The 12,395-nt window shown below is 65.4% G+C and carries 13 protein-coding genes; 3 read left to right on the plus strand and 10 right to left on the minus strand.

The genetic code is table 11. The features are described 5' to 3' along the window. Positions 1-14: 14 nt before the first annotated feature. On the plus strand, positions 15-2,060 hold the full coding sequence (locus CSW57_RS05675; protein WP_099381782.1) for a neutral/alkaline ceramidase: 2,046 nt from the start codon (positions 15-17) through the stop codon (positions 2,058-2,060). On the opposite strand, the gene CSW57_RS05680 is transcribed toward CSW57_RS05675, so the two are convergent. From CSW57_RS05680 to CSW57_RS05700, 6 genes are all read right to left on the minus strand, one after another. Next, positions 2,057-2,608, minus strand: coding sequence for a hypothetical protein (locus CSW57_RS05680; RefSeq protein ID WP_143696483.1), 552 nt, complete (start codon positions 2,606-2,608; stop codon positions 2,057-2,059). The genes CSW57_RS05675 and CSW57_RS05680 overlap by 4 nt on opposite strands. Positions 2,609-2,703: 95 nt before the next feature. Next, a complete protein-coding gene (locus CSW57_RS05685) occupies positions 2,704-4,305 on the minus strand; it encodes a peptide chain release factor 3 (protein WP_099382090.1) in 1,602 nt (533 codons plus the stop codon). Positions 4,306-4,369: 64 nt separating this feature from the next. Then, positions 4,370-4,525: a hypothetical protein gene (locus CSW57_RS24415; RefSeq protein WP_189339135.1), complete on the minus strand. Its 156-nt coding sequence runs from the start codon at positions 4,523-4,525 to the stop codon at positions 4,370-4,372. A 210-nt stretch (positions 4,526-4,735) separates the two neighbouring features. Next, on the minus strand, positions 4,736-5,752 hold the full coding sequence (locus CSW57_RS05690; RefSeq protein ID WP_099381784.1) for a beta-ketoacyl-ACP synthase III: 1,017 nt from the start codon (positions 5,750-5,752) through the stop codon (positions 4,736-4,738). 119 nt (positions 5,753-5,871) lie between these two features. Further along, positions 5,872-6,462: an aminoacyl-tRNA hydrolase gene (pth, locus tag CSW57_RS05695; protein WP_099381785.1), complete on the minus strand. Its 591-nt coding sequence runs from the start codon at positions 6,460-6,462 to the stop codon at positions 5,872-5,874. A gap of 25 nt (positions 6,463-6,487) precedes the next feature. Continuing rightward, positions 6,488-7,093 (minus strand): TetR/AcrR family transcriptional regulator, encoded by a 606-nt coding sequence (locus tag CSW57_RS05700; RefSeq protein WP_099381786.1) that lies wholly within the window; start codon positions 7,091-7,093, stop codon positions 6,488-6,490. A 63-nt stretch (positions 7,094-7,156) separates the two neighbouring features. Between CSW57_RS05700 and CSW57_RS05705 the strand changes: the two genes are divergently transcribed. Continuing rightward, positions 7,157-8,095, plus strand: a complete 939-nt coding sequence (locus tag CSW57_RS05705; RefSeq protein WP_099381787.1) for a DMT family transporter — start codon at positions 7,157-7,159, stop codon at positions 8,093-8,095. 1 nt (position 8,096) lies between these two features. Here CSW57_RS05705 and CSW57_RS05710 read toward each other — a convergent pair whose 3' ends face one another. Further along, positions 8,097-8,738: a 50S ribosomal protein L25/general stress protein Ctc gene (locus CSW57_RS05710; RefSeq protein WP_099381788.1), complete on the minus strand. Its 642-nt coding sequence runs from the start codon at positions 8,736-8,738 to the stop codon at positions 8,097-8,099. A gap of 255 nt (positions 8,739-8,993) precedes the next feature. Here CSW57_RS05710 and CSW57_RS05715 point away from each other — a divergent pair, with 255 nt between their 5' ends. Next, a complete protein-coding gene (locus CSW57_RS05715) occupies positions 8,994-9,473 on the plus strand; it encodes a limonene-1,2-epoxide hydrolase family protein (RefSeq protein WP_099381789.1) in 480 nt (159 codons plus the stop codon). Between the two features lie 16 nt (positions 9,474-9,489). Here CSW57_RS05715 and arsC read toward each other — a convergent pair whose 3' ends face one another. Genes arsC through glmU form a run of 3 tightly spaced genes read right to left on the minus strand, consistent with a single transcriptional unit; the run spans position 9,490 to position 12,316 of the window. Further along, the gene (arsC, locus tag CSW57_RS05720) at positions 9,490-9,828 is read right to left on the minus strand and encodes an arsenate reductase (glutaredoxin) (RefSeq protein ID WP_062800567.1); all 339 of its coding nucleotides are present in this window, start codon (positions 9,826-9,828) and stop codon (positions 9,490-9,492) included. Between the two features lie 8 nt (positions 9,829-9,836). Further along, positions 9,837-10,817 (minus strand): ribose-phosphate diphosphokinase, encoded by a 981-nt coding sequence (locus tag CSW57_RS05725; protein WP_023962927.1) that lies wholly within the window; start codon positions 10,815-10,817, stop codon positions 9,837-9,839. Beyond that, positions 10,814-12,316, minus strand: coding sequence for a bifunctional UDP-N-acetylglucosamine diphosphorylase/glucosamine-1-phosphate N-acetyltransferase GlmU (gene glmU, locus CSW57_RS05730; RefSeq protein WP_099381790.1), 1,503 nt, complete (start codon positions 12,314-12,316; stop codon positions 10,814-10,816). The genes CSW57_RS05725 and glmU overlap by 4 nt, the downstream gene beginning before the upstream one ends. Positions 12,317-12,395: the final 79 nt, after the last annotated feature.

The raw sequence follows: 12,395 nt of genomic DNA on the forward strand, positions 1-12,395 counted from the left end.
ACGGATCGGTGACCATGAAGATCGACGGACCAGAAGTCTCCAGACGCCGCGTCCTCGGCGGCGCTGCCGCGACCACCGTGGCGGTCGGTACCTCCCGAATGCTCGGTTCCGCACAAGCGGGGGCCGCACCGGCAGAGCCCGGCTATCTCGTGGGAGCCGGACGTGCCGACATGACGGGCGCGGTGGCAGGCCAGGGAATGATGGGCTACTCCCAGCCCCAGCAGGTCGCCGCGGGATTGCACATGCGTTATCACGCGAGGGCTTACATCATCGCCGACAGTGCCTCGGGTCAGCGGGTGGTCTTCGTGACGGCTGACTCCTCGTGCGTGTTCGAATCGATCCACATCGGAGTGCTGGCCAAGCTGCGGGCACGGTACGGCGATCTGTACACCGAGAAGAACGTCAACCTCAACGCCACCCACAACCACAACTCTTGTGGTGGGACCGCATGGGACTACGCGTATACGTTGGCGGCGTTCGGCTTCAAGAAGAACTCGTACGACGCTGAGGTCAACGGGATATTCGCCGCGATCTGCCGCGCACACGACTCTCTTGCACCCGGCACGGTGAAGCTGGGGCGAACCGAGCTGCACAATGCGAGCGCGCAGCGTTCGAGAGTTGCCTTCGATCTGAACCCGCCCCATGACAAGAATGCGTTCCCCGACGCCATCGACCCAGCAGTGACCGTGCTCCGGCTGGCGCAGGCAGGCAAAGACATCGGCGTGATCACCTGGTTCTCCACGCACGGCACCTCGATCGCCGACCACAATCGTCTGATCACGGTGGACAACAAGGGATATGCCAGCCACCGATGGGAGAGTGATGAGCCGGGCGTGATCGCGGCGTTCCCGCAGACCAACGCCGGAGACATGACCCCGAACCTCGATCTGGTGCCGTTCAGTCCATCTGGACCCACGGCCGACAACCGGGCCAACTGCGCCATCATCGGTGAGCGTCAATATCAGGCGGGCCGGGAGGCATCCCGCTCTGCCTCGCCGATGACTCGCAGCGGGGTGGAATCTGTGGTGCACTACGTCGACTTCTCCGACGTCGCCATCGACGGTACGTACACCCCAGATGGGAAGCCGGCGCGCACCAGCCCGGCGATGATGGGCGCCGGCGCGGTGGCAACCAGCTCGGAGGACAACTTCGAACAGCCCTTGCCGTTCTTCTACGAGGGGCAGGTCAATCCGTTGGTGGCCGCGGTGGGTGGGCTCGACGCCGAGGTGTCGCCATGGATGCGAGACGTGCAGGCTCCCAAGCTCATCGCGTTTCCGTTGGGGCTGCTGCCACCGTGGCCATGGATACCTCAGATCATGCCGGTCCAGATCATCCGGATAGGCGATCTCGTGCTTGCGGCTGCCCCTGCCGAGTTCACCATCGTCTCAGGGCTCCGGGTGCGGCAAGTCGTGGCACACGCCTTGCAGATTTCGGCGGACAACGTACTGCTGCAGGGCTTCGCCAACGGATACAGCCAGTACGTCACCATCCCGGAAGAGTATGTGTCACAGCAGTACGAGGGTGGGGAGACGCAGTTCGGCCGGTGGACACTGTCGGCGTACATGCAGAGTTTCGACGCCCTCGCCGGGGCCATGGCGAGGGGTTCCGATCTCGGACGGGGACCGGCGCCCCTGAACAAATCCGGCATCCAACCGGATCTCGTGCCGCCTCCACCTCCGGACGTCCCGATCGCGGGGCACCGTTTCGGAGACGTACTGAGGGGTCCTGAGCCTCGTCATCAAGGCGGGAGCACGGTGGCCGTGGAGTTCGTCGGTGCCCATCCCAACAACAATTTGCGTACGTCAGATACCTACGTCGAAGTGCAACAGTGGACGGACGGCACGTGGGACCGGGTCTACGACGACAACGCATGGTCGACCGAGATGCATTGGGCGCGACCGGCCAACAGTACCGACACCTCGGTGATCACCGTCCTGTGGAACATTCCTGCCGGGACGTCCGGCAGGTTCCGCATCCGCTACTTCGGCGACTCGAAGAATCCGGCGGGCACGATCACCGGCTTCACCGGTACATCGGCGGCTTTCGACGTCTCGCGTTAGCCCGCGTCCGGAGCGACGGTGAACCAACCCGACACCGCGACCGTCGGCAAGGGTGACGACTGGCTCGGTTCGGGCTCGGTGTCGTCGAGCGGAGCAAAAGGGTTGCCGAAGACGCGAGTTGCGGTCGGGCAGTTGAACTCACCGGCGACGGCGGTGCTGGACAGGGCGGTCACCGTCGTCGCACAGGTGTCGGCACCGTAGGCGGTCCCGTCGACGACAGCCGTGATCCGCGCATTGAGTGCAGTGCGGGTGGTCAGGTCGCCGACGAGCATGTCGATGGTGACGCCGTCGGAGCCGTCGTCTTTGAACAGGAACAGCAGACTGTCGATCGGGACCGCCGGATCGGCGTTGCCCCACCGCGCGAAGCGATAGCAGCCTTGTTGTGGTTCGGCGCCCGTGATCGCAACCGTGGCCTGGCCGGTCGCGAACGAGAGATTCTGCAGACTGTGATCGATCGGGCCGGCCGGCGGTGTCGATCGGCACTGGTCATCGGCGACTCTGGCGTTCTGCGGGACCGTCGGCGTCGGCGCGACCGTCGATGAACTCACGGGGTCCTCGGACGAGTTCGACGGGCCACCGCATCCGGCCGTCACCAGAGCGCATGCGACGACCGCCATCGCGACCCGGTGGAACCGTGACCGCATCAATCTGCCGCCGCCACCAGGGGTTCCAGAGTCAGGTCGCCGTGTTCCTTCTCGATGTACTGCAGCCGCCACTTGTCGCTGACAAGTGCCAGCAGTGCCCCGTCACTGCGGGTGAACACCTCCACCCCTCGCTGCCGGTTCAGTTCGTCCACACTCTCGGCGTCGGTTCGACGGGCCAACTGGTAAGGCAGGCCCTGGAAGCTCGTCTCAACCCCGAACTCGGTCTTCATCCGGGCCGTCACGACCTCGAACTGCATCGGACCGACAGCGGCGAGCACCGGGGAGGCATCGCCGCGAATATCGTTGCGCAGCACCTGCACAACACCTTCGGAATCGAGTTGGTCGATGGCCTTGCGGAACTGCTTGTACTTGCCTGCCGATTCGGCACGGCACACCGAGAAGTGTTCGGGGGCGAAGGAGGGGATGGGCGGGAATTGAACTTTCGGACCCGAGTACAGGGTGTCGCCGGGGGCCAGCGCCATGGCGTTGACCAAACCCACCACGTCACCGGGGTAAGCGGTGTCCACCGTCGAGCGGTCTCGGCCGAACACGGCTTGGGCGTACTTCGTGGCAAACGGTTTTCCGGTCTGAGCGTGGGTGACCACCATGCCCCGCTCGAACTCTCCCGAGACAATACGCATGTACGCCAGTCGATCTCGATGCGACGAATCCATGCCCGCCTGCACCTTGAAGACCACGGCGCTGAACGGGTCGACGACCTCGCGGACCGTGTGGTCGATCGCCTCACGGCCTGTGGGGGGCGGCGCCAACTCGATCAGGGCCTGAAGTAGCTGGCGCACACCGAAGTTGAGCACAGCCGAGGCGAAGATCATCGGCGACGTCTGGCCGGCCAGGAACCTCTCCTGGTCGTGGTCCTGCCCCATCTCCGAGAGCAACTCGCTCTCCTCGACTGCCGTGGTCCAGTCGTCCTCCTCGCGAGCGAGGGCGTCCTCGGGTTCGACGAGCTCTTCGGGTGCGATCGTCGCGCCACCGGCGGTGCGTGTGAAGTGGATGTACTTGCCGGTCCGCCGGTCGAGCAATCCGCGGAAGTCTCCGGCGATGCCGACAGGGAAGTACAGAGGGGTGGGGGTCAGACCGATGCGGTCGCTGATCTCGTCGATCAGCTCCAGCGGAGTGCGTCCCGGCCGGTCCCACTTGTTGACGATGGTGATGATGGGAATGCCGCGGTGGCGACACACCTGGAACAGCTTCAGAGTCTGCGGCTCGAGTCCCTTGGCCGCATCGATGAGCATCACGGCGGCATCGACGGCCGTGAGCACCCGGTAGGTGTCCTCGGAGAAATCGGCGTGACCGGGCGTGTCGACGAGGTTGATCACATTGACCTCGTCGACACCGCCACCTGTCTTGTCGAGTCGGTAGTTGAACTGCAATGCGGTCGAGCTCACGGAGATTCCGCGAGCCTTTTCCATCTCCATCCAGTCCGACACGGTCGAGCGCCTGCCGGCTTTGCCGTGGATGGCGCCCGCTTCGCTGATCATCCGCGCATGCAGGGCCAGCGCCTCGGTCATCGTCGACTTACCGGCGTCCGGGTGCGAGATGATCGCGAATGTGCGACGGCGGGCCACCTCGCGGGCCACCACGGCCTTGTTGGCGGTAGGGGTTTCGGCAGGTGTAGCGGTCGGGTCGGAACTCACTCAGAAAAGGCTACAGACCAGCGCGTTCGGGTACCAATCGCCGCCCGTCGACCGTGCCGATAACTCCGTCGACCGTGCCGATACAGCCGTCGACCGTGCCGATACAGCCGTCGACCGTGCCGATACAGCCGTCGACCGTGCCGAAACAGGCGTCGACCGTGCCCAAAGGCCCGGGTTTACGCGCGCAGTGGCCCGATCAACGCGGTCCAACGCCCGGTCAACGGCGTTTTCGGCCCGGTCAACGCAAGTTGGGGCACGTTGAACGGCGTTTTCGGCCCGGTCAACGCAAGTTGGGGCACGATGAACGGCGTTTTCGGCCCGGTCAACGCAAGTAAGGGCACGTTGAACGGCGTTTTCGGCCCGGTCGGTGGAGGTGCTACTCGAAGGGGACCGGCGGGAGGGTGACCACCTGCGCGGCGTAGCTGAGGCCGGCGCCATAACCGAGCAGCAGTGCGGTATCGCCCGGTTTGGCCTTGCCGTTGGACAGCACGTCCTCCATGGCCAGCGGGATCGAGGCGGCAGAGGTGTTGCCGGTGGTCTCGATGTCGCCGGCGACAACAGCGTCGTCGCGGAGTTTGAGGCCGCGGGCCAGCAGGTCGTTGATTCGTGCGTTCGCCTGGTGCGGGACGAAGACGTCGAGTTCCTGCGCGTCGATCTTTGCGGCGTCCAGTGCCCGCTGAGCTGCCTTGCCCATCTCGAATGCCGCCCAGCGGAACACGCTGGTGCCCTCCATTCGCAGGTAGGGGCGCTGTTTGCGGTCGCCTTCGATGAACTCGAGCCAGTCGATGTCCTGGCGGATCGCGTCGTACTGCGAACCGTCACTGCCCCAGATGACCGGGCCGACGCCCTGGGTTTCGGTGGCTCCGAGGACAACGGCACCGGCGCCGTCACCGAAGATGAAGCAGTTGCCGCGATCGGTCATGTCGAGCGCGATCGACAGCTGCTCGGATCCGATGACAAGAACGTTGGTGGCACTGCCTCCGCGGATCATGTCGGCGCCGATACCCATCGCGTAGCCGAATCCGGCGCATCCGACGGTGACGTCGAAAGCGGGCACGCCGTTGGCGCCGAGCGCGGTGGCGACTGCGGTGCCGGCACCGGGGGTGAGCAGCAGGTGGGTGTTGGTGGCGACGATGACGGCGTCGATGTCCGAACCGCTCAGCAGCGCATTGGCGATGGCCTTGCGTCCGGAATCGATGGCCATCGTGGTGACGTTCTCGTCCGGCCCGCAGAACCGCCGGGTCTTGATGCCGGTGCGGGTGTAGATCCATTCATCGCTGGAGTCGATCTTCTCGCAGATCTCTGCGTTGGTGACCACGCGATCCGGCCGATAGGCGCCGATGCCGAGAATCCCGACGTTGTTGATCCCCGATTTGTCAGCGATGACTGGCATGCGTTCCTCTTTTCATTGCGGCTTCTTCGATGTATCGGTCGGCCGGCGAAGCTTGTAACAGGCTAGCGAGTGCCACCTCACAAATCGAGCTTCTCCGGCGCGACGGCGCGGTTGTCAGCTCACCACGCGTGCACGCGGTTCTGAGCGTCTTCCAGAGTGTTCGAGATCAGCAATTCGATCGCGTCGGACGCGTTCTCCAGCAGCAGTGGCACCTCGGTGCGTTCGGACGTCGAGAAGGGCTTGAGGACGAAGTCGGCGGGATCCTGACGACCGGGTGGTCGGCCCACTCCGAGCCGGACCCGGAGGTAGTCCTTGCTGCCAACGGCCTGCGAGATGGAGCGAAGGCCGTTGTGGCCACCTTCGCCGCCACCCTGCTTGAGGCGGACAGCACCGAAGTCGATGTCCAATTCGTCGTGGACCACCACGAGTGTGTGTGGTCCCGAGAACTGCGGACCTGCGGAATAGAACGCCGCCAACGGCCCGACCTGGCGGCCTGATTCGTTCATGAAGCACGTCGGGACGGCCAGGACAACGGGACTGCCTGCCAACCGTCCGACCGCGATCTGGGCCCCGGACTTCTTGTGCACCTTGAACTTTTCGCCGAGCTTGTGGGCCAGGTGCTGTACCGCCATCGTCCCGACGTTGTGGCGGGTCTTCTCGTAGCGGGAGCCCGGATTGCCCAGGCCGACAATCACGATGCTCTCGGTCACGCGCTCATTCTGTCACCCGCGCCCATCACGACGGTTCGCCCACCGGGACGTCCAGCAGTATCTGCGCGGTCAGCTTCGCAACCCGTGACGCATCGTCCTGTGCTCCCGCGGTCCGGGCGACGATGCTGCCCTCATGCAGGAGCGTCAGCTGCCCGGCGAGGAACTCGGGCTCGGGATAGCCGGCTGCGGTACAGGTGTGCGCGAACAGGTCACGCACCCAAGCCTTCTCTTCGACGATGATCTCGACACCCGGATGGTCGGTTCCGCCGAGCTCGGCGTACGCATTGATAAAACCGCAGCCGCGTACCCACGACGCCATCCATTCGTCGGTGGCGTCGAAGACGGCCAGGGCCTGTGCGCGGCCGACCGGAAGGGGGCGGATGAAGTCGAGCACGAGGCTGCGCCAACGCAGACTTCGGCGATGTAGATACGCGACGATCAGCCCGTCCTTGGATCCGAACCGGTCGTAGATCGTCTTCTTGGTGGTGCCGGCGGCTTCGGCGATCGAGTCGACGCCGACCGCTCGGATGCCGTGGGTGTAGAACAAGGTCCCCGCGGCGTCGAGGATTCGCTCTGCTGCGGGGGTCATGGGCGCCTCGGTCGGTACGTCGAGGACAGCGGGAACGGTCATGGATCTCCTCGTCGGTGGCTCGGTACACTGCAAGTATACCGACCGGTGTGTTTACCTGTCGTCATGATCAAAGCCTCGACGGTTCTGGTGCTCACGTGGAGCTCGGGTTATCTCGGAGCAGAGCTCGCCGCCCGCTACTCCTCCTGGCACATGCTGCTCAGCTGCCGGTTCGCGGTGGCTGCCATCCTGCTGATCGGCTTCTGTGTGGTGAGGCGTCTGCGCATCACCCGCGCAGGCGTGATGCGACAGGTGGGCCTGGCGATCGTGATGCAGGGTCTGTACCTGGGGGCGATCAGCGCCTCGGTGGGCGCGGGGCTGAGTCCCGGCATCACCGCATTGATCTGTTCACTGCAGCCGTTGGTGGTGGCGGCGTGTGCGGTTCCCGTGCTCGGTCAGCGGATAGGAGCCCGTGAGTGGCTCGGCCTGGCCGTCGGCATCGTGGGTGTCGGACTTGTGGTCGGGGGCAAGATGCACGGCGGCGGCGTTCCCTGGTGGGCTTACCTGCTGTGCACGTTCGGGATGCTCGCCCTGGTCGCGGCCACACTCACCGAGCGGCGACTGCGGCCACCCGAGCCGATGGCAGCCGCGCTGGCGGTGCAGTGCGTCGTGGGTGCCGTCATCTTCTGGGCCGTGAATGTTGCTGTCGGGGACGTGATTCCGCCGATGACGTTCGACTTCGCGTGGTCGCTGGGCTGGGCCGTTCTCTTTGCGACGTTCGGCGGCTGGGGTGCCTACCTGTGGGTCAATCGGGAGGCCGGACCGATGCACCTGAGCACCCTGCTGCTGCTCGTGCCGCCCACCACCATGGTGATCGCCTGGCCCATGTTCGGCGACCAGCTCGGGGTGTGGGAGGTGGCCGGCGTCGTGGTCAGCGCGGCGGGAGTGACCATCAAGCTAGTGGGAACGTCGGCAGGCGCCTCGTCGAGGCCGACGCCGCAGACGACTCCGGCCCGCGACACCGAAGTGCGCGGGCCGGAGACGGCGGAATCCTTGCGGCGTTGATCTACTCGCCGGCGGAGTCGCCCTCGTCGGCCGTTTCACCGGTCGTCTCTGCCGGCTCTGAAGCATCGGCGTCCGATTCGGTCTCGGCTTTCTGTGCCTCGTTGACGGCGATGATCAGCGTCTCGGAATCGGAGATCAGGGTGACGCCCTCGGGCAGGTCGAGCTCGGCAGCGCTGATCGAGTATCCGGCTTCCTTGCCTTCCACCGACACGACGATCTGCTCGGGGATCGACAGCACGTCGGCCTCGATCTCGATGACGCTGGCGTCCTGGGTGACCAGGTTGCCGGGGGCGGCGTCGCCCTCGACAACGATCGCGACCTCGACGGTGACCTTCTCGCCGCGGTTGATCACGACGAGGTCGGCGTGCTCGATGTAATTGCGGATCGGGTGCACGTCGACCTGCTTGGTCAGTGCCAGCTGGGTCTCGCCCTCGATGTCGAGGTCGATGACGGCATTGAGACCGTTGTTACGCAAGATCGCGGCGAACTCGCGGGCCGGGATGGTGAGGTGCCTGGGCTCGGTGCCGTGGCCGTAGAGGACGGCGGGCACGTTGCCTGCGCGACGGGTGCGACGGGCTGCGCCCTTGCCGCTCTCGGTGCGGATCGAAACGCTCAGATTGCTGGCCTGATTGGCAGTGGCCATGATGGGTGTTCTCCTCGGTGTTACGGGTGGTGGGTCTGTGGGTCACGACAACATCGACAGACAGCCACAGTGCACCCGAAGGGGAGAACCACGCCGCGCCGATCACGGTGACAATCGAGATCACCCTCGCCGAGACAACGGGTCAGACTATACCGCACCCGTGCCCTGGCTCCGATTCGCGCTGATGGGCGGCGCTGTGACCGGCTCGCCGACTTCGGCGACCACGCCGCGGCACCGGCGGGTAGCGTCGCCGGTATGACAGACGATTTCGACACAGAGACCGACAGATCTGAGGCGGAGATCGCCCGGTCATTCCTCGAACTGCTCGCCCTCGGCGACCTCGACGCCGCCATGGAGCTGGTTCACCCCGACATCGACTACACCAACGTGGGCGTCTCGACGATCCGCGGCAAGTCCCGCGTGGCCAAAGTCCTCAGGGTGATGGAGAACCCTCGCGCGGGCTTCGGCGTGCAGTTCATCAACGTCACCACCGACGGCCCCGTGGTGCTGACCGAACGCATCGACGAACTCACCTTCGGCAGGTTCTCGATGCAGTTCTGGGTCTGTGGCCGATTCGAGATCGAGGATGGCCTGATCACGGTCTGGCGCGACTACTTCGACTTCTTCGACATGACAAAGGGCGTACTTCGCGGCCTGGCCGCCATCGCAGTGCCGCGTGTGCAGCGACCGCTACCGAAGCCCACCCTGACCGCCATCGCGCCGTTCGGCGGTTAGGCGGCCCGCCCTCTTCTCAGAGGATGTCGTCGATCGATTCGACCGGACGCGCGAGTCGTGTGCCCTTGTCGGTCACCACGAACGGCCGCTCGATGAGGATCGGATTGGTAGCCATCGCGTCGAGCAATTCGTCGTCGGTCGCGTCGGCGAGATCGAGCTCGGTGTACAGGGACTCGCGCTTGCGAACTGCCTGACGGACCTCGATGCCGGCGTCGGCGATCATCTTCTCCAGGGCGACACGGCTCGGCGGTGTCTCCAGATATTTGACGATCGTCGGCTCGACCCCGCCGTCGCGCATACGCTGCAATGCCTTGCGCGACGTCGAGCACTTGGGGTTGTGGTAGATGGTCGCCACCGGCGTGCCTATGCGCTTCCGTTGAACAGGCTTGTCACCGAACCGTTTTCGAACACTTCACGGATGGTGCGGCCCAGCAGTGGCGCGATCGACAGCACGGTGAGGCTGTCGAACTGCTTTTCCGGTCCGATCGGCAACGTGTCGGTGGCGATGACCTCACGGGCTCCGCAGTTGGCGAGTCGCTCGGCAGCAGGGTCGGAGAAGACGCCGTGTGTGGTCGCGATGATCACGTCGCCTGCGCCGGCGTCCTTGAGGACCTGGACTGCGCCGGCGATGGTGCCGCCGGTGTCGATCATGTCGTCGATCAGCACGCAGGTGCGTCCCGAGACGTCACCGACCACACGGTTGGACTTCACCTGGTTGGGCACCAGGGGGTCGCGTGTCTTGTGGATGAAGGCCAGCGGGGCACCGTCGAGCGAGTCGGCCCACTTCTCGGCGACGCGGACGCGTCCGGAGTCGGGGGAGACCACGGTGATGTGTTTGGTGCCGTACTTGTTCTTGACGTACTCCGACAGCTGACCCTGCGCGTGCATGTGGTCGACCGGTCCGTCGAAGAACCCCTGGATCTGGTCGGTGTGCAGGTCGACGGTGATGATGCGGTCGGCGCCCGCGGTCTTCAGCAGATCGGCAACCAGGCGAGCCGAAATGGGTTCGCGGCCACGATGTTTCTTGTCCTGGCGTGCATACGGGTAGAACGGCAGGATGGCGGTGATGCGCTTGGCCGACCCACGCTTGAGGGCGTCGATCATGATCAGCTGTTCCATCAGGTGCTTGTTCAGGGGATACGGGCAGCTCTGGAGCACAAAAGCATCCGAGCCACGGACCGACTCCTCGAAACGCACGAAAATCTCACCGTTGGCGAAGTCTCTGGCGGTTTGCGGGGTGACCTTGATGTCGAGTTCCCGGGCGACCGCGTCGGCCAGCTCGGGATGTGCACGACCAGAGAACAGCATGAGGCTCTTCTGGTTGTCGGTGGTGGTCCAGGTCACTGATCTTCACTTTCTTGTTGCACGTGATCGGCGACGGTGAGTGCGTCGGCAGCCGCCCGGGCTGCGGGCGTGCCGGGCCGTTTGGCTTGCACCCAACCGTCGATGTTTCGTTGTTTGCCACCGGAGATCGCCAAGGCGCCCGCGGGCACATCCTGCGTCAAGACGGTACCCGCTCCGGTGTAGGCGCCATCACCGACGTTGACCGGTGCGACGAACATCGTGTCGGACCCGGTGCGGCAATGAGCACCGACGACGGTCCGGTTCTTGTTCACGCCGTCGTAGTTCACGAAGACGCTCGAGGCGCCGATGTTGGTGCCCTCGCCGATGGTGGCGTCGCCCACATAGGTCAGGTGCGGCACCTTGGCGCCGGGCCCGATGTCGGCGTTCTTGGTCTCGACGAAGGTCCCGATCTTGCCGCGATCGCCCAGCACGCTGCCGGGTCGCAGGTAGGCGAAGGGGCCGACCTGGGTGTCGGCGCCCACCACCGCATCGGTCGCGTGGGTTCGGATGATCGAGGCGCGGGCACCCACGGTGACGTTCGCAAGAGTGCTGTCGGGCCCGATCTGCGCCCCTGTCGCGACGTCGGTGGTTCCGAGCAGTTGAGTACCGGGCGCGATGGTGACGTCGGGCTCGATCGTCACATCGACGTCGATCCAGGTGGTGCCCGGATCGATGATCGTGACGCCGGCCAGCATGTGGCGGGCGAGGACCCGGCGATTGAGTTCGGCGCCCAGGGTGGACAGTTGCAGCCGGTCGTTGCAGCCGGCGACCAGGGCGGCGTCGTCGATATGCTTGGAGCGCACCACTTTCGAGTGCCGGTTGGCGATTTCGATGACATCGGTGAGGTACAGCTCGTGCTGGGCGTTGTCGGGCGACAACTCGGCCAGTGCCCCCATCAGGGTCTGCGCGTCGAAGGCGTAGACGCCCGAGTTGACCTCGGTGATCTCCCGCTGCTGCTCGGTGGCGTCCTTCTGTTCGACGATCGCGGTGACCGCTCCGTCCTGGGTGCGCAGAACCCGGCCGTACCCGGTGGGGTCTTCGGCGGTGGACGTGAGCACCGTCACCGCGGCGCGAGGCGATGCGGTGTGGTCGCTGATCAGCGCTTGAAGTGTCGATCCGTCGAGCAGGGGGACGTCCGCCGCGGTCACCAGCACGGTGCCGTCGAAGCCGTCGGGCAGCGCCGACAGTCCGGCGCGCACGGCGTCACCGGTGCCGTTCTGCTGCGCCTGCACTGCTGTCACCACTTCGCGGCCCAACGTGGCGGCGATCTCCGAACACGCGGTCTCGACCCGGGTGCGGTCGTGTCCGACGACGACCACCAGGTGGTCGGGGTTGATGTCGTCTGCTGCGTGCAGCGCGTGGGACAGCAGCGTGCTGCCGGCGATGGTGTGCAGGACTTTTGGGGTCGCGGACTTCATCCGGGTGCCTGCGCCTGCGGCGAGAACCAGAACTGCGGTCGGTCCGGACGACGAAGGCGCGGATGCGGGGGCCGCGGACATAGAACTCCCATGCGGTTGGAAGCGGGGGAACGGCCCGATCCTACGCACCTTCGGGGGGGTCTTGATACAACTGGGGGAG

The organism is Williamsia muralis, assembly GCF_002735905.1.
GTDB classification, from domain to species: Bacteria; Actinomycetota; Actinomycetes; order Mycobacteriales; family Mycobacteriaceae; genus Williamsia; species Williamsia muralis_A.

What these genes read in the sequence shown, in the direction of transcription:
- CSW57_RS05710 (WP_099381788.1), bottom strand. Translation starts at nt 8,738, where the DNA reads ATGGCCACTGCCAATCAGGCCAGCAATCTGAGCGTTTCGATCCGCACC.
- CSW57_RS05700 (WP_099381786.1), bottom strand. Translation starts at nt 7,093, where the DNA reads ATGACCGTTCCCGCTGTCCTCGACGTACCGACCGAGGCGCCCATGACC.
- glmU (WP_099381790.1), bottom strand. Translation starts at nt 12,316, where the DNA reads ATGTCCGCGGCCCCCGCATCCGCGCCTTCGTCGTCCGGACCGACCGCA.
- CSW57_RS05715 (WP_099381789.1), top strand. Translation starts at nt 8,994, where the DNA reads ATGACAGACGATTTCGACACAGAGACCGACAGATCTGAGGCGGAGATC.
- CSW57_RS05675 (WP_099381782.1), top strand. Translation starts at nt 15, where the DNA reads ATGAAGATCGACGGACCAGAAGTCTCCAGACGCCGCGTCCTCGGCGGC.
- CSW57_RS05690 (WP_099381784.1), bottom strand. Translation starts at nt 5,752, where the DNA reads ATGCCAGTCATCGCTGACAAATCGGGGATCAACAACGTCGGGATTCTC.
- CSW57_RS05705 (WP_099381787.1), top strand. Translation starts at nt 7,157, where the DNA reads ATGATCAAAGCCTCGACGGTTCTGGTGCTCACGTGGAGCTCGGGTTAT.